18 protein-coding genes are annotated in these 16852 nt (G+C 55.7%); 14 read left to right on the plus strand and 4 right to left on the minus strand.

The features are described 5' to 3' along the window. Positions 1–152: 152 nt before the first annotated feature. Positions 153–572 (minus strand): hypothetical protein, encoded by a 420-nt coding sequence (locus tag M7R55_RS04945; protein ID WP_298219055.1) that lies wholly within the window; start codon positions 570–572, stop codon positions 153–155. A 213-nt stretch (positions 573–785) separates the two neighbouring features. Between M7R55_RS04945 and rplU the strand changes: the two genes are divergently transcribed. The 4 genes from rplU (at position 786) to proB (ending at position 3867) form a co-directional block, all read left to right on the plus strand. Beyond that, a complete protein-coding gene (gene rplU, locus M7R55_RS04950; protein ID WP_012823169.1) occupies positions 786–1097 on the plus strand; it encodes a 50S ribosomal protein L21 in 312 nt (103 codons plus the stop codon). A 53-nt stretch (positions 1098–1150) separates the two neighbouring features. Next, positions 1151–1408, plus strand: a complete 258-nt coding sequence (gene rpmA, locus M7R55_RS04955) for a 50S ribosomal protein L27 (protein WP_290681995.1) — start codon at positions 1151–1153, stop codon at positions 1406–1408. Positions 1409–1560: 152 nt separating this feature from the next. Further along, entirely contained in the window at positions 1561–2688 is a 1128-nt protein-coding gene (cgtA, locus tag M7R55_RS04960; RefSeq protein WP_298219060.1) for an Obg family GTPase CgtA, read from the plus strand. A 6-nt stretch (positions 2689–2694) separates the two neighbouring features. Next, complete coding sequence (gene proB, locus M7R55_RS04965; RefSeq protein WP_298219062.1) at positions 2695–3867, plus strand: glutamate 5-kinase; 1173 nt, start codon at positions 2695–2697, stop codon at positions 3865–3867. 33 nt (positions 3868–3900) lie between these two features. On the opposite strand, the gene ppk1 is transcribed toward proB, so the two are convergent. Continuing rightward, the gene (gene ppk1 / locus M7R55_RS04970; RefSeq protein ID WP_298219064.1) at positions 3901–5976 is read right to left on the minus strand and encodes a polyphosphate kinase 1; all 2076 of its coding nucleotides are present in this window, start codon (positions 5974–5976) and stop codon (positions 3901–3903) included. Positions 5977–6162: 186 nt separating this feature from the next. On the opposite strand from ppk1, the gene phoU reads away from it, so the two are divergent. Next, positions 6163–6876, plus strand: coding sequence for a phosphate signaling complex protein PhoU (gene phoU / locus M7R55_RS04975; protein WP_298219066.1), 714 nt, complete (start codon positions 6163–6165; stop codon positions 6874–6876). A gap of 99 nt (positions 6877–6975) precedes the next feature. Here phoU and M7R55_RS04980 read toward each other — a convergent pair whose 3' ends face one another. Next, a complete protein-coding gene (locus M7R55_RS04980; RefSeq protein ID WP_298219068.1) occupies positions 6976–7314 on the minus strand; it encodes a c-type cytochrome in 339 nt (112 codons plus the stop codon). A gap of 218 nt (positions 7315–7532) precedes the next feature. After that, positions 7533–8198: an energy-coupling factor ABC transporter permease gene (locus M7R55_RS04985; RefSeq protein WP_298219070.1), complete on the minus strand. Its 666-nt coding sequence runs from the start codon at positions 8196–8198 to the stop codon at positions 7533–7535. Positions 8199–8349: 151 nt separating this feature from the next. Between M7R55_RS04985 and M7R55_RS04990 the strand changes: the two genes are divergently transcribed. From M7R55_RS04990 to M7R55_RS05030, 9 genes are all read left to right on the plus strand, one after another. After that, complete coding sequence (locus M7R55_RS04990; protein ID WP_298219072.1) at positions 8350–9330, plus strand: SLAC1 anion channel family protein; 981 nt, start codon at positions 8350–8352, stop codon at positions 9328–9330. 121 nt (positions 9331–9451) lie between these two features. Beyond that, the gene (locus M7R55_RS04995; RefSeq protein WP_298219074.1) at positions 9452–9874 is read left to right on the plus strand and encodes a SirB2 family protein; all 423 of its coding nucleotides are present in this window, start codon (positions 9452–9454) and stop codon (positions 9872–9874) included. 20 nt (positions 9875–9894) lie between these two features. Beyond that, positions 9895–10413 carry a 5-(carboxyamino)imidazole ribonucleotide mutase gene (gene purE, locus M7R55_RS05000; protein WP_366881156.1) on the plus strand — a complete coding sequence of 173 codons (519 nt, stop codon included), beginning with the start codon at positions 9895–9897 and terminating at the stop codon, positions 10411–10413. A 15-nt stretch (positions 10414–10428) separates the two neighbouring features. Beyond that, positions 10429–11544 carry a 5-(carboxyamino)imidazole ribonucleotide synthase gene (locus tag M7R55_RS05005; protein WP_298219078.1) on the plus strand — a complete coding sequence of 372 codons (1116 nt, stop codon included), beginning with the start codon at positions 10429–10431 and terminating at the stop codon, positions 11542–11544. Between the two features lie 392 nt (positions 11545–11936). Next, positions 11937–12755, plus strand: coding sequence for a DUF4124 domain-containing protein (locus tag M7R55_RS05010; protein ID WP_298219080.1), 819 nt, complete (start codon positions 11937–11939; stop codon positions 12753–12755). 243 nt (positions 12756–12998) lie between these two features. Beyond that, entirely contained in the window at positions 12999–14147 is a 1149-nt protein-coding gene (glnL, locus tag M7R55_RS05015; RefSeq protein WP_298219082.1) for a nitrogen regulation protein NR(II), read from the plus strand. Then, positions 14144–15613, plus strand: coding sequence for a nitrogen regulation protein NR(I) (ntrC, locus tag M7R55_RS05020; protein WP_298219084.1), 1470 nt, complete (start codon positions 14144–14146; stop codon positions 15611–15613). The genes glnL and ntrC overlap by 4 nt, the downstream gene beginning before the upstream one ends. 224 nt (positions 15614–15837) lie before the next feature. Next, positions 15838–16587 (plus strand): ParA family protein, encoded by a 750-nt coding sequence (locus M7R55_RS05025; protein WP_298219086.1) that lies wholly within the window; start codon positions 15838–15840, stop codon positions 16585–16587. 16 nt (positions 16588–16603) lie between these two features. Next, the coding region (locus M7R55_RS05030) for a hypothetical protein (RefSeq protein WP_298219088.1) at positions 16604–16852 on the plus strand (249 nt) is incomplete at its 3' end.

Below are 16852 nucleotides of genomic sequence, written 5' to 3' on the forward strand. Positions count from 1 at the left end.
CGGTTGAGGCAATGGACAAGTGTTTGCGCGATCCGCACCCGTTTCACGGGCAGCAAATCACCATCACGGATAACAAACAGGAACTCGCCCACTACCCGAGCACGCGACTTCCCCGAAGGCAGGCTGCCCACGGGTAGTCGCACCAGCTTGGGTCAGGCGATGGGAGGACGGAACAGCTGGGCGATCACCGAAGTGTGCGCCGCCGGCAGGTATGAGATGATTTTTTGCGACAAAACGGGAGTGACTGGAATGACAGGTGCATTCAGCTGAAGCGCCACACCGCCCAGCAACAGACACAAGCCGCAATGCGTGCAACCGTTGCTGCACTGGTCATGGCCGGACGATGATGTATTGTCGGTGGCCATGTGCATCATCGGGCAGTGTGGCGAGTCGGTCGCCCCGTCACTTGTCGACTGGTCAGCGTTGGGCATAAAAGTGGTGTGCAAACCACGCTCGAAGGCATGAGACATCATCGGACAACCTTGCACTACGGCACCCGCCAAGGCGTTGTCCAGCGGGAGCCAGACAGCCAGCAGCAACATGATTGAGGAGATCAGTCGACGGTATTTCATGAATAGAGTATTGATGAGCCTGCTAAACTTTGCAACTACCTTCATAGCAACTATCGTTACCGGCGTGACAAATTGAACTTGACGATGAACTCATGTGCCGCTAATATCCGCCGCCTTTCCATAAGATCACAGCGCGTGCCTTGCTTTAATGTCTGGCTTTCTTAATTAAAATTAAGCTGGCGTGCGCGAACCGAACAAAGGTTGAATGCAATCATGTACGCAGTAGTAGTCACCGGCGGTAAACAATATCGCGTAGAACCCGGCGAATGGCTTCGGGTTGAGAAACTTGAAGGCGAAGAAGGCAGCGCAGTCACACTAGACCGCGTGCTGATGATCGCCGATGGCGATGCCATTAAAGTAGGCGCTCCTGCCTTAGCAGGCGCCAGCGTGACCGCCGAAATCATCGGTCAGGGCCGCGGCAAGAAAGTGGACATCATCAAGTTCCGCCGCCGTAAGCACCACCGTAAGCATCAAGGTCATCGCCAAGCGTATACCGAGATCAAAATCACCAGCATTAATGGTTAATCAGCTCGTGACAGGCCACGCGCCTGCCCCCGAGCCCAGTTTGGAGTTTTGTCATGGCACATAAAAAAGCAGCCGGCTCGACCCGCAACGGTCGTGACTCAGAAAGCAAGCGCCTCGGCGTCAAACGCTACGGCGGTCAAGTTATCAGCGCAGGCAGCATCATCGTTCGCCAGCGCGGCACCCAATTCCACCCGGGTGCGAACGTAGGGTGTGGTCGCGACTATACCTTGTTCGCCCTGACGGATGGTGCCGTCAAGTTTGAAGTCAAAGGCGACAAATCACGTCGTTTCGTGAGCGTCGTTCCTGTATAAAGCCCGGCGCGGCCATAGTCGCGCTTTAAGGTCTACAGGAAAATAGTGATTTCACCAGCCCCGTTTTAGCGGGGCTTTTGTGTTTCCAGTCCATTCAATTTAGTGTTATCGGCTGAAATCAATGCGTGTGCCGGTTCGCAAGGTAAAACTCCATGAAATTTGTCGATGAAGCCAAAGTAAAAGTGAAGGCCGGGGACGGCGGCAACGGCGTCATCGGCTTTCGCCGCGAAAAGTACGTACCCTATGGCGGCCCCGATGGCGGGGATGGTGGAGACGGCGGCAGCGTTTATTTCCTGGGTGATGCCAACCTGAACACGCTGGCCGATTTTCGTTTCGTGCGCCACTACGAAGCCCAACGCGGTGAAAATGGCAGCGGCTCGAACATGACCGGAGCCAAAGGTGCCGATTTGTGGGTGCGCGTACCCCTCGGCACCGTGGTGCACGATATCGACACCGGCGAAATTCTGGGCGAAGTGCTCGACCCGGCCCAACCGCTGCTGGTGGCACAGGGCGGCTGGCACGGATTGGGTAATGCCCGCTTCAAAAGCTCCACCAATCGCGCACCCCGCCAGAAAACCGAAGGCACGCCGGGCGATGAACGTCGATTATTGCTGGAATTGCGGGTACTGGCCGATGTCGGCTTGCTCGGCATGCCCAATGCGGGCAAATCCACCCTGATCCGCGCCATTTCCCAGGCCAAACCCAAGGTGGCCGATTACCCGTTCACCACCCTGCACCCCAATCTGGGCGTGGTCGCGCCTGAGCCGCATCGTAGCTTTGTGGTCGCCGACATTCCGGGACTCATCGAGGGCGCGGCCGAGGGTGCCGGGCTGGGCCATCAGTTTTTGCGGCATCTTGCACGTACCAATCTGTTGCTGCACATCGTCGATGTCGCCCCGCTGGACGAAGCGGATCCGGTCGAATCAGTGGCCATCATCGAGGAGGAGCTGGTGCGCTACGATGAAAGCCATCAGACGCATTCGGCCGAGCGCCCGCGGTGGCTGATCCTGAACAAGATCGATCAGTGGCCGGAAGAAGAGCGCGTAGAACACATCAATGAACTCACTCAGCGGTTCCGTAGTGAACTGGACTTCAAAGGGCCGATTTTTGCGATCAGCGCCCTGGAAAAACTGGGCACCACCGCGCTGGTCTGGGCCATCATGGAGTTCATGGAAGCGGCCCGGGCTGCGGATCAGGCGGCAGCAGCCGAAGCGGCCAAGGCGCCTGTCGTTCCGCCCGCGAAATTCGATAATCCCGACCTCGAGTGGACCGAGGAGTAATCCGCCATGGTTGAACGCGACGCCAATTCTGCCATGGGAGTTGATACAGGGGTTGATTTGCGCGCCCACCTGAAAACCGATCGTCGATGGGTCATCAAGATCGGCTCGGCCATGGTGACCGGGAACGGCGCAGGCCTCGACTTATCCGCCATCGACCGTTGGGCGGAACAAATCGCGGCAATGCGCGCCGAAGGCCGGGAAGTCGTTATTGTCACATCCGGCGCCGTCGCCGAGGGGATGGCGCAGCTGGGATGGCAGGATCGACCCTCCGCCCTACCCGAACTTCAGGCCGCAGCTGCCGTGGGTCAGATGGGATTGGTTCAGGCGTATGCGGACGTCCTGCGGCGTTACGGCATCCACACCGCACAGATTCTCCTCACCCACGACGATCTATCCAATCGCCAGCGCTACCTCAACGCGCGCAGCACGCTGCGTGTTTTACTCGACTTGGGCGTCGTGCCCGTCGTCAACGAAAACGATACGGTAGCGACCGATGAAATCCGTTTTGGCGATAACGACACACTGGCTGCACTCGTCGCCAATCTGGTCGAAGCCGATGTTCTGGTGATTCTGACTGACCAACTCGGGCTGTTCGAAGCCGATCCGCGCAAAGATCCCTCCGCACGACTACTTACCGAGGTGACCGCCGGAGACCCCGCCCTGGAAACCATGGCCTCCCCCGAAGGCGGTCGATTGGGGCGAGGCGGCATGTACACCAAGGTCATGGCAGCCAAGCGAGCGGCGCTATCAGGAGCGGCAACCGTGGTCGCTTCGGGCGCTACACCACACGTTCTGCTCCAACTGGCCGCGGGAACATCCGGCGTTGGCACGGTTTTTCAACCGGCACAAACTCGACTGGCCGCCAGAAAACAATGGCTTGCCGGGCAATTGCGCGCCCGAGGCACGGTTCGCGTGGATACGGGCGCTGCCGCCGCGCTGCGCCAAGGTGGGCGCTCTCTGCTACCCATCGGCGTGATTGAAGTCAGTGGTGAGTTCAAGCGCGGTGATCTGGTGCGTATCGTCGATGAAACAGGCAAGGATTTGGGTCGCGGCCTGGTCAACTACAGTTCCGCGCAAGCCAAAAAGCTCTGTCGGCAACCCAGCAGCGCCATTGCTGAACTACTGGGATTCGCCGAAGAAGATGAGTTGATTCATCGCGACAACCTGATCCTGTTGTAATCGACCTCGATGACAGCTGAGGACTGCCCGAGGTCAGGTCAGATCATCTAGCAAAGACTGTTGCGCTGAACGTGGTTTCGCATTGTGATGGCGCTTAACGCGATGGTAATGACCATCGGCCTCCAGAGACCATGAACTGGTGTTATCAGACAGATACCGCTCGAAGGCTTCATTGATCACCCGTTCCTTGATTTCAGGCGCATCGATTGGGAAGCAGGCCTCGACCCGCACGAAGAAGTTACGCGGCATCCAGTCGGCACTCGACAGGAACAGTTCGTCATCACCGTCATTCAGGAAATAGAACACGCGCGGGTGCTCAAGGAAACGCCCCAGGACCGAACGCACGCGGATATTTTCCGACAATCCCGGAATGCCGGGCTGAAGACAGCAGACGCCCCGGATGATCAGATCAATTTGCACGCCGGCCTGAGAGGCCCGATAAAGCGCCTCGATAATCTGACGATCAATCAATGCGTTCATCTTGGCGCGGATCAATCCTTTCCGCCCTGCCTGTGCATGCTCAATCTCGCGCTCGATACGATCAAGCATCCCACGATGCAAGGTGAATGGCGATTGCAGAATGCGTTTAAGACGCATACCACGCCCCAACCCGGTCAATTGCATGAACAACTTATTCACGTCATCACCCAGAAACCGATCGTCCGTTAATAGACCAAAATCGGTGTACATGCGTGCCGTACCAGGATGGTAATTGCCCGTGCCCAGGTGCACGAATCGTTTGAGCCGCGAACCATCCCGACGTAGCACGAGGGTCATCTTTGCGTGGGTTTTGTAGCCCACAATCCCGTAAGCCACATAGGCCCCGGCTTTCTGCAAGCGGGTGGTGATGTCGATATTCGCCTCTTCATCGAAGCGTGCGCGGAGTTCGACCACGGCCGTCACTTCCTTGCCAGCGCGCGCCGCTGCCTCTAGCGCATCGACAATCGCCGAATCTCGTCCGGTGCGATACAGCGTCATCTTGATGGCAACCACTTTGGGGTCGCTCGCTGCCTGCCGAACGAACTCGACCACCGGCATGAACGATTCATACGGATGATGCAGTAGCACCGCGCCGCGCTGCTCGATGGTTTCGAAAATATTGGCTTCGCTACTGAATTCTTTCTTTAGTTTCGGCGTGAAGGGTTCGTCTTTCAAATCCGGCCGGTGCAGCAACCCGTATAGTGCCATCAAGCGATTCAGGTTGACTGGTCCATGCACCTGGAACACGGCCTGATCGTTGAGCTTGAAGCGGTCACAGAGAAAATCAATCATCTCCTGCGGGCAATTATCCGCCACTTCCAAACGGACTGCATCGCCGTAATTACGTTCAAACAACCCGCCTTGCAGCGTTTTCAGCAGATCGTCATCGTCATCGACAGCAACAGCCAGATCGCTGTTACGCGTTACCCGGAACTGGTAGCAGCCGGTCACCGTCATACCAGGGAACAACTCGTGCACATGTGCGTGAATGATCGAACTCAAAAACACAAAACTCGAATTGCTGCCCGATGCCTCTTCATCCATGCGGATAATGCGCGGCAATGCACGCGGTGCTTGCACAATCGCCATCCAGGCTTCACGCCCGTAATCGTCAGTGCCTTCCAGTGATACAACAAAATTCAGGGATTTATTGAGAATCCGCGGGAACGGGTGCGAAGGGTCGAGCCCCAACGGAGTCAGCAACGGCAACAGTTCGCGGCGGAAAAACTGCTTTACCCACAGGGATTGTGCTTCATTCCAGTGCGTGCGGCGAAGAAAGTGGATGCCTTCCTCCGCTAGCGCGGGAATAATTTCATCATTCAGGGTATGGTACTGATCTGCAACCAAGCTATGGCCCGATGCGTACACCTGATCGAGCTGCTCAATCGGCGTCAGGCCGGAGTCGTCCGGACGGTTTAACCCCACCCGGATCTGCTGGGTCAACGACCCGATACGCACCTCGAACAATTCATCCAGATTGGATGAGGAGATACACAGAAACTTGAGCCGCTCCAACAAGGGCAGCGAAACATCCTGAGCCAATTCGAGCACGCGCCGGTTAAACGCGATCAAACTCAGTTCGCGATTGATAAAAACGGGTGCGACGGGCAATAAAGAGGTTTCAGTCATAATTTCGCAACTTGGTTAAAATATAATGTTGGCGTCAATGTTACCGACCAACGGACGCGGTCAGAATACAAATTCTTCCATCTTCCTGCCAACTCACATCATTATGACGATAATCGGTGACATTTCGGTGAAGTGCAGGTTTTCCGAGCCATTTCGTTTAATTTGATGTTTTTTTGGAGAGTTTTCATGGATTCCTACAATAGTACGCCGCACACGCTGACCCGTTACGATGATGACATTAATGCACTACGCACGATGCTGATGAACATGGGCGGCGTCGCCGAGCAACATTTTGCCGATGCAGTGGCTTACCTGCTCGATGGTGATGCGGAACGCGGTGCACGCGCCCTGAAACAGGACTATGAAATCAATCGGATGGAGTCATCCATTGACGAACTGGCCATCCAGATCATCGCGCGCTACTCACCGATGGCAAACGACCTGCGCACCATTATGTCGGTGGTCAAGGCCATTACCGACCTCGAACGCATTGGTGACAAGTCCGAAAAAATGGCACGTATTGCCGAAGAAATCGGTCCCATGCTGCGTCATACCGACTTCATTGGCCACCTGCGCGTCATGGGGCGCATTGTTGGTGGCATGATGCATGATGCTTTGGATGCCTTCGTTCGACTGGACGTCATCGCTGCAGAAGAAATCATCCGCCGCGACACACACGTCAATGAAGAATACAACGCCGTGCATCGCGTACTGCTGAAGTACATGAACGAAAACCCCAACTCCGCTGATGTCGGCTTACGCATTCTCTCCTGTATGCGCGCAATCGAACGCGTGGGCGATCACTGCACCAATATTGCCGAATACGTCATCTTCCAGCAGAAAGGATCCGACGTGCGCCACAGCAACATCTCAAGCGAGAAGCAACGCACCCAGATTTGATCACCGTTCTGCAGCCGCGGGAGCTTGACCAACAAGATACCCGCCAGCAAACAAAAAGCCCCGAAAATCGGGGCTTTTTTTATCAACCGGAATCTGAACTTATTTCAGAGTAGAGAGGTATGCACTCAGGTTATCCATGTCTTGCTCAGACAGGCCGGCCGCGTTTGGCGCCATGATGGCTGAGTTAGGACCACCGAGGCCTTCTTTCTTCAGGGTAGCTGTATCACCCGCCTTGAACGCAACCAATGTAGTTTTGATGCGCTCAGCGCTCAGGCCGGCCAGTTTCGGGAACATGCCTTGACCTTGAGCCTGCATGCCGTGGCAAGAAGCGCAAGAAGCTTCATACAAGGTTTTGCCTGCGGCCGAATCGCCGGCAGCCATCGCTGCACCGGAAGTCATCAAACCAGCGGCCAACATCAATACGGTCAATTTTTTCATTGTGATCTTCTCCTGAGAGGGACGGTTGCAAAACTCGTAACACGCAACAAGGCGAGCGGTACGTCATTCTAATCCAATTTCCATGCCAAACCATCAAGCCTTGTAAACTCGCGGATAAACAAGGGTTATTAAAGCCAACTAAAAGTAATTTACACCATATAGAGTTGCAAATTGCATCGATAACCGCTGGCTTGCAATCCCATCGGAGCCGTCGGGTATTAGTTTTTGAAGTAGCGTTGATCGTCAAAAGTGATGACCCAATCCGGTCGAAGCAATGTCAGACCGAGAATCATCATGGTGTTGATCATGGCCTCAGGCACCCACTGGATCGGTAGTAGGGGAAAGTAGCTCGTTGTCAGCACATCCCAAGTATAGATGCCAAATACCAGCATCAGACTCGCTGAAGTAAGCGCAGCTGCCATTGCACCGAGAATCGCTGAAAAAAAGCTGTTCACAAAAAGATAAATGAAATAATTGGCAGGAAGCAGCCGCTGGGCTCCCGCATTGATCACGGCAGTAATAAGTATGGGCGGCACCACCATGCCCAACATGTCCCATCCGATGCCGGAAAACGCCAGCTGCCCGGCCAGCGCCAACATCAACAGGGTCATACCGCCACACACCAGTGCCAAGGGCCAACCGACCAACAAGGTCACCACGGTCAATCCCAAAAAGTGCAATGACAATCCAGGCAGAGAGGAAGCTGAAAACAGCCAAAGCATCGTCAGAAAGGCCACACTGGCAGCGATCAGGTTCAAACGCTGCGGCGCATGCAACAGGGCACGCCAAGGCGACCGGTACATCCCCAACCCGATTAAGAAAACAAACAATAACCAGTTGAGCCACAGAAAATCCGGCGAAATCAGACCATCGGCAACATTCATCTTAATAAACTCTATTGATCATAAGTAAATTTAATCGTAATATCCGATCGAATTGATATGGAATTGCCAGCGTCCGGGCACAAGTCGGCCCTTTTCAATGGATGATGCGCAATCAATCACAACACAACGCTTTATGCCACGGAGTAAAAACATGCCCGGATCATCAATAGCAGCCAATGCGCATAGCCGACTGGCCCATATGCCGATTTCAATATTCGGCATGGTCATGGGCATGGCGGGTTTCACTATCGCCATGCAAAAATGTGAGCAATTAATGCAATGGTCTCACGGGGCCAGCACGATATTCACGTATTTCACTTATGGCCTGTTCGGCATACTCACCCTGGCCTACCTGGCCAAGTTAATGAAATATCCCGATGAAGTGCGCGCCGAATTCAATCATGTGGTCCGCCTGAGTTTCTTTCCCGCTATTTCCATCTGCCTGATTCTGCTCAGCATTATCGCACTCAGTTTCAGCAGGACACTGGCCCTGTGGCTATGGAGCATCGGCACCCCGGTTCAGCTGCTGTTTACCCTCATTATTCTAAGCAACTGGATTCATCACGAAAAATTCCAGATTCACCACTCCAACCCGGCCTGGTTCATCCCGATCGTGGGGAATATATTGGTTCCGATCACCGGAGTCGCGCTCGGATTTAGCCAGATTTCGTGGTTCTTTTTCAGCATCGGGGTGATTTTCTGGATTGTCCTGCTCACCGTCCTGATGAACCGCTATTTTTTCCATGCGCCCACACCCAGCAAGCTGATGCCGACGCTGTTCATCATGATTGCCCCGCCGGCCGTCGGCTTTATTTCCTGGCACGCGCTGCATCCGGGCGGGCTGGATGACATGGGGCATATCCTGTACAACTTTGCCCTGTTCATCACCTTGCTGCTGTTTTTCCAGGCCAAGCGTTTTGTGACGATTCCCTTCGGTCTGCCATTCTGGGCCTATACCTTCCCGATCGCCGCCATAACGATTGCAACCCTGATCATGTACCACATTACCGGTTTTATATTTTATGCTTATCTCGGTGGGTTTCTATTCGGGTTCCTGGCTTTACTGATCGCTTATCTGCTGGTGAAAACCGCCCGGGCCATGTGGGCAAGAGAAATCTGCGTTCCCGAATAAATCAACCCCGCACCGCCCGCCCCTCGCAAGGGCCAGAGGATGAGGCCAATTCAATCATCTGGCATTCATCCGGCCCTTGGTGTTTAATGGTGCGCCTGTTTCCACGCACTGCGGAGCGCGCATGACCATCGCCCAATTATCAGTCCATATTCACGGACTTGCCGTTGTCCTTTCCCTGATCGGTTTCATCCTGCGCGGCATCTGGATGCTGCAAGACTCACCGCGACTCAAGGCGCGTTGGGTTCGGATTACCCCGCATATCGTCGATACCGTTTTGCTGCTCAGCGCACTGATCGCCAGCTATTTGATGTTCTGGCGTTATGGCGTGAATCCGGACTACGTCACCGTCATGATCGTCGGTCTGATTGTTTATATCGTTCTGGGCTTGTTCGCGTTGCGGCTGGGCAAGACCAAGGCCATCCGTGCGAGCGCCTGGATTCTGGCCATCGCGGTGTTTCTTTACATCTCGGCAGCCGGCGCCCTGAAAACCGCGACGCCATTTTTGAGCGCACCCGCTCCCGCCGCGAGCGTTTCAGCTAAATGAGTGAACAGCCCCTCGCCCCCATCGCAGCTAACCACCCCTCGCCCTTGGTCGGCGTCGTCATGGGTTCCCAATCCGACTGGGAAACCATGCAACACGCGTGTGCCACGCTAACCACACTGCAAATTCCTTTCGAGGCGGAGGTCGTTTCCGCTCACCGCACGCCGGATCGTCTGTTTGAGTATGCGCAAACAGCGATCGAACGCGGCTTGCAGGTAATTATTGGCGGGGCCGGCGGAGCGGCGCATTTACCCGGAATGCTGGCCGCCAAAACGCGGCTTCCCGTTCTGGGCGTCCCCGTGCAATCCAAGACCCTGTCCGGCTGGGACTCGCTGCTCTCCATCGTACAAATGCCTGCGGGAATCCCCGTGGGCACTTTGGCAATCGGACGCGCCGGCGCGGTCAATGCCGCATTGCTGGCGGCAGCCCAACTCGCCGTTCACGACGAAGTGCTGGCGCGCCGCCTCGACGCCTATCGCCATGCCCAGACCGAAACCGTGCTGGCCAGCACAGACCCCCGAACACCTCCGCCATCCCTCTGAACGGATCCTCGCAGCATGCGCACACCATCACCAGACTCCACCCCGGATCAGGCTCATGTCGGCGTGATCGGCGCAGGCCAACTGGGCCAGATGCTGGCTCTGGCTGGCATCTCTCTGGGACTTAGATTCACCTTTCTTGACCCGTCCCCGGAGGCCCCGGCTAGCCGACTAGGGCGGCACATTCGTGCAGAGTACGACGACGAACTGGCTTTGGAACAACTCGCCGTAGAGTGTGATGTAATTACCCTTGAGTTCGAAAATGTCCCGGTTTCCGCCGTAGCCAGCGTCGAGCGGCACAACCAGATTCACCCGGGCGGGCAGCCTTTATCCGTCGCCCAGGATCGTGTACACGAAAAACAGTACTTCGATTCGCTCGGTATCCCGGTTGCCCGATACCGCGCCATTGATTCCTTTGAGGACCTGCAATCGGCCATTGCCGACATCGGTTATCCCTGCATCCTGAAGACCCGACGCCTCGGTTATGATGGCAAAGGCCAAGCCGTGATTCGATCCAGTGGTGATCTGGAGCCCGCCTGGGAAGCCATTGGCGGCAACCCTTCGATTCTGGAGCAGATGATCCTCTTCACCCGCGAAGTGTCCATCATCTCGGTGCGCAGCACACGGGGTGAAGTAGCTTTTTACCCCGTTAGCGAGAATCAGCATCGCAGCGGCATTCTGCACCGCACCGAAATTCACACGGATGACCCCGCACAGGCCAAAGCCCAAGAGTATGCCCGCCATGTGCTCGATGGGCTGGATTATGTCGGTGTGCTCGCCATCGAATTTTTCGAACACGAAGGACAGCTCATCGCCAACGAAATGGCGCCGCGCGTCCACAATAGCGGTCACTGGAGTCAAAACGGGGCGGTCACCTCACAGTTCGAGAACCATCTGCGGGCCATCCTGGGTTGGCCGCTGGGCAGCACGGCCTGTACGGGCTACAGCATCATGCTCAACCTGGTCGGCAGCATTCCGCCACGCGCCCCCATCCTCGCGTTACCGGTCGTGCATTTGCACGACTATGGCAAGGAACCGCGCACCGGACGCAAATTGGGGCATATCAACGTAGTGGCTGATACAAAAGAGACCTGCCGAAAATACGCAGCACTCATTGAGCAAATGATAGGCTAAGAAACCAGGGTGGCAGGGGTGGGTCAAAAAAATGCGGCCACACGGCACCATTCCCGAAGGAAACTCTGCACGAATCCATCCATGGCTTCGTGGGCTTACGCCAGCTTTGCCTTCAGATACGCTCGGACCGGTGGGCTTACGCCAGCTACGCGTTCACGCCCGGCCCGAGCTCCGCATTTCAATGACTTACGCCATTGAACGGCAGGGCTTCCATGCCCTGCGCGGGAAGGTCTGCATTTGTGCAGACCTTCCCTAATGACGAATGCACGATTGAGATCTTACCGTCGGCAGAGATAGAGTCGGAGCATCCCGTTCCACCATCCCTTAACATAACAAGTCTATTGCCAGCGATCACCACTCGTTCCCGCACAAAGACAAGGAGTCCGATGCTGATGAGAATTGCCCGCTTCCCAAGAACAGCCCATTTTCCATCGACCATTCTGGTCTTGACCGCCTTTTTCTCGCTATCACTCGCGCCTTTGGTCGCAGAAGCCGAAACGGTATACAAATACATCAACAGCAAGGGGGAAGTTGTCTTTACCGATCAACCCACCAAGGGTGCTCAGGAGCTGAACATTATTCCTCCGCCTGTCATCCCGCTTACACCGATTAACCTGCCGCCCGCCACAACGCCCACAACCGGGTCTTTGAAACCGACGGGAAACCCGGAAGCAACCAAACCTTCAGCACCGTTGATCCCTTCGGTGCAGATGCAGCCGCCGGGCGCCACCCCGACTGCAGACCCCTCTATCGGCAAACCAGTCGCGGTCAATCCACCGGAACAGGACCAGACCAAAGCCGCCCCCTCCGAAACAACGGCCAATACGCCGCAGATTGACCGGCATTTATTACCGGAGGCACAGGAGTCGACACCCGCGATCCCGCCTCAAAAGCGGACTGGATACTATCAATCACTGATCATCACCGAACCCAAGGCAGGCACTGCCATCGCGCATGCTGGTGGCACTATTTTTGTGCAAACAAAACTATCACCCGAGATGGATTTGAGTGTGGGTGACCGGATGCGTATCGTCATTGATGGCAACATACGGGTAGACGATTCCACAGGACAACGCTTCATGATCAGCGGTCTATCCCCCGGAACACATGCCATCATTGCGATCGTCATGCGCAAGGACAAAAATATCTTCCAGTCCAACCCCGTAGTCATTCATCTGATGGAAGGCGGGGACGGCAACGCGCCAAAGTAAAACATCAACAAAAGCTGATAGCACTATATTCGTGCAATAAGCGCGCAATTCATTAAAATCCTCGTCATCGGTAAACGCACAACCCTGTACGCCGACACGGGGGTTTTCCTTCGCAACGATCAAAACCAAATGATTTAAAAGGAATTAACAAAGCCGTCCACAAACACCCTACTGTTTCGGCATGTTCTTTGCGTTATTCCCTCTTAATTGAATCAGTAATGGGCACGAGCACGAGGAGTAGATGTGACACAGCCCGAAGTTAAAAAAATGCCTATTCGCACGGCGCGTCTAGCCGACGCACTGACTACTGCCATCGTGGTTCTGAATGCGGCGGACCGACTCCTTTACATCAATTCTGCCGGCGAACAGTTCTGGGATACCAGTTACAGCGTGGTACTCAAGCAGGGCTTCGCTCCTTTTTTCGAGCAAAACCCCATCTTGGCCAATGCCGTTACCGAAGCCCGAATGACAGAACAGGTCGTTACGCTGCGCGAAGCGGAGCTGGTCTCAAGCCATGGGCAGACGCATATTGCGGATTGCACCATCACGCCTTCTCCAGATATCGTCGGCTCCGATATTCTGCTCGAGCTGACCGATGTCGGACGCCACCTGCGTATCTCAAGGGATGCCCAGCTCCATGCCATGCAGATATCGACTCGCCAACTGGTCCGGGGTCTGGCGCATGAGTTAAAAAACCCGTTGGGCGGCTTGCAGGGCGCGGCCCAACTACTGGAACGGGAATTGCCTAATGCCGATTTACGAGAGTTCACGCAAATCATCCTGAATGAATCGAACCGTCTGAAAAATCTGATCGACCGGATGCTCGGCCCCAACAATCGCCCACAGATGCAACGGATAAACATTCACGAGCCGCTGGAGCAGGTACGACGTCTGCTCAGCATTGAAGCCGAAGAAACCCTGCTGGGCACACCACTGCAGTGGCACTTTGACTTCGACCCCAGCATCCCTGATTTGCTGGCCGATCGGGATCAACTCATCCAGGTGTTACTCAATCTCGGTCGCAATGCCCTGCAGGCGATGAGCGAAAGCAATACGAACAATCCCACTTTGCGGCTCAAAACACGGGTTCTGAGACAGTTCACTATCCACCAGACTCTACACCGGCTCGTTCTACGCATAGATGTAGAAAACAACGGTCCACCCGTACCTGACACCTTGGTTGAAAGCCTGTTCTTGCCCATGGTCAGTGGACGGGCCCATGGCAGCGGATTGGGGCTATCCATAGCGCAAACCATTGCCGAACAGCACCAAGGCTTGATCGAGTTTAAGCAAAAGCCGGGAGTCGTCCGATTTTCATTGATTTTACCGTTACGCCCGCCGTTGCCCAGCCAGGATACTCTTGGGCAGCCCCATCAAGAGACACTGCCATGATGACTTTAAACACCCCCCAACAAAGCAGCAAAAACGCCGCCAAAATCTGGGTCGTCGATGACGATCACAGTATTCGCTGGGTACTGGAGCGGGCGTTGAAGACAGCCGGCTTTACCGTCGAAGTCTTTGAGAGCGCCGCCATGCTGCGCACTCGATTGCGCACCAGTACGCCGGATGTCCTGTTCTCGGACATCCGCATGCCCGGCGAAGATGGGTTGAGTCTGCTCTCGTCCTTACAGAACAGTCACCCGGAACTGCCAATCATCATCATCACGGCCCACTCGGATCTCGACAGTGCGGTCGGCGCATTCCAAGGCGGTGCATTCGACTACCTTCCCAAACCGTTCGACATTGATGATGCCGTGCGTCTGGCTCAGCGCGCACTCAGTTCACGGCAACCGCAAGCCCCGGAGGTAACCGCCGAATCCCCTGCCACCACCGATACCCAAACCGACCTGATCGGCAATGCGCCAGCCATGCAGGAGATCTTCCGTGCGATCGGTCGCCTCGCTCGCTCGAATGTGACCGTACTCATCAATGGCGAATCCGGCACCGGCAAGGAGCTGGTCGCCCGCGCGCTTCACCAACACAGCTTGCGCCGCCAAGGACCTTTCGTGGCGCTAAACACCGCAGCCATCCCCAAAGACCTGCTCGAATCCGAACTGTTCGGCCATGAAAAGGGCGCTTTCACTGGTGCGGCCGGTCAACGCGTCGGTCGCTTCGAACAAGCCCACGGCGGCACACTCTTCCTGGACGAAATCGGTGACATGCCGATGGACCTGCAAACCCGACTGTTGCGGGTTCTGGCCGATGGTCAGTTCTATCGGGTCGGTGGCACTCAGTTGATTCGAACCGATGTACGCATCGTGGCAGCCACCCATCAACGCCTTGAAGATCGCGTAGCGAGTGGCCAGTTTCGGGAAGACTTGTTCCACCGACTGAACGTCATCCGACTCAAACTCCCAGCACTGCGTGAGCGCCGGGAGGACATCCCGCAACTGTTGCGCTTGTTCCTGCAGCGAGCGGCACAAGAGTTGGGCGTACCCATAAAATCCATTCACCCGCAAGCACTGGCACAACTCGCGCGAAACGATTGGCCGGGCAATGTGCGTGAACTTGAAAATACCGCTCGTTGGCTCACCGTCATGGCGCCGGGACACGAGATCGGTATCGAAGACCTACCTGACAATCTCCACCAGTCATCCGCCCCCGGAGCGGAACTCGGCGACGATGCCCTGCTCACCCAATGGACAAGCGACCTCAAACGCTGGGCCGATGCGCGCCTTGCGGCAGGCGACCAGGATCTGCTGGCCATTGCGGGTCCCGCTTTTGAACGCACCCTGCTCAAGGCTGCTCTGCATTTTACCGGCGGGCACAAACAGCAGGCGGCTGCACTCATTGGATGGGGCCGCAACACGGTAACGCGCAAACTCAAGGAGCTGGCTGATATCGATGACGACACCTAATAACCGACCAAAACCCCTAAGGAATCTCTGCGCGAATCCATCCCTGGCTTCGTGCAGAAACGCGTTTCAATGACTTACGTCATTGAGCGGCAGGGCATCCATGCCCTGCACGGTAAGGTCTGTATTTGTGCAGACCTTACCTAGTTTGAGCCGAATTGCCACCGGAAAAACCGGAGATTTCCCGTATCATAGGCACACATTCGCATTCGCTGCAGGCAGCATTCATGGCTCAAATCATTGCGCTCTATTCGGTCAAAGGCGGTGTCGGCAAGACGGCCAGCGTCGTCAATCTCGCTGGTTTGTCGGCCTTGCAGGGACGAAAAGTCCTGGTCTGGGATCTCGATCCTCAAGGTTCCGCCTCCTGGTATCTTCAGGCCGAGCCCGAGTCCGCGCCCAAACTTCAGCAACTGCTCAAGGTCAAATCCATTGCCGAGGGGATTCGCCCCACACGCAATCGCAACCTGAGCGTGCTGCCCTCCGATCAGCGCTACCACGATATTGAGCACGCGCTTGCCGAAAAAAAGGACGCCGGCTTTCGCATCACCAAACTGCTCGATGCGCTGGATGAACAGTTCGATGAAATCTGGATCGATACCCCGCCCGGCATTTCCCTGCTGGGCGACAACGTGCTGCGCGCGGCCGATCTCGTGCTTGTGCCGATCGTGCCGACGCATCTTTCCGAGCGCACTTGGTTTCAACTGAAAAGTCATCTGGCATCGGAGAAAATCAAACCCGGCCGACTGGCGGGCTTTCTCGCGATGGTGGATCGACGACGCTCATTGCATCGTGATTTTTCTGCAGCGCATCGCATCGACATGCCTGAACTGCTCGACGCCGAAATTCCTTATGCCGCAATCATCGAGCAAATGGGCGAAGGCCAGATACCCGTAGTATTCAGCCATGCCCGCCACCCGGCGGCCCAGGCTTATTTCAAGCTGTGGGAACAGATCGATCGCATACTGGCCAAGTGTTAATTCAACAGGAGCAAATATGCTGAATAAAAGATATTCAAACATCGCAGCGGGCCTTGTTTTGGTCATGGGCATGTTCGGTGGATTGACGGCGTGCACCGCTACAAACCCAGTCTCCCCAGATAACCATACCAGCCAGATCGCGCTCGATTGGGCGGGCGGCTACTACAGCGCACTGGCCAGGAAATCAAGCGGGGAATCTAACGGGGAATCAAGCGAGCAAACGGACGGTGCCGTATCGCTCTGGCTTGCGCCCAATGGTGGTTAT

Source organism: Halothiobacillus sp., from assembly GCF_027346185.1.
GTDB lineage: Bacteria > Pseudomonadota > Gammaproteobacteria > Halothiobacillales > Halothiobacillaceae > Halothiobacillus.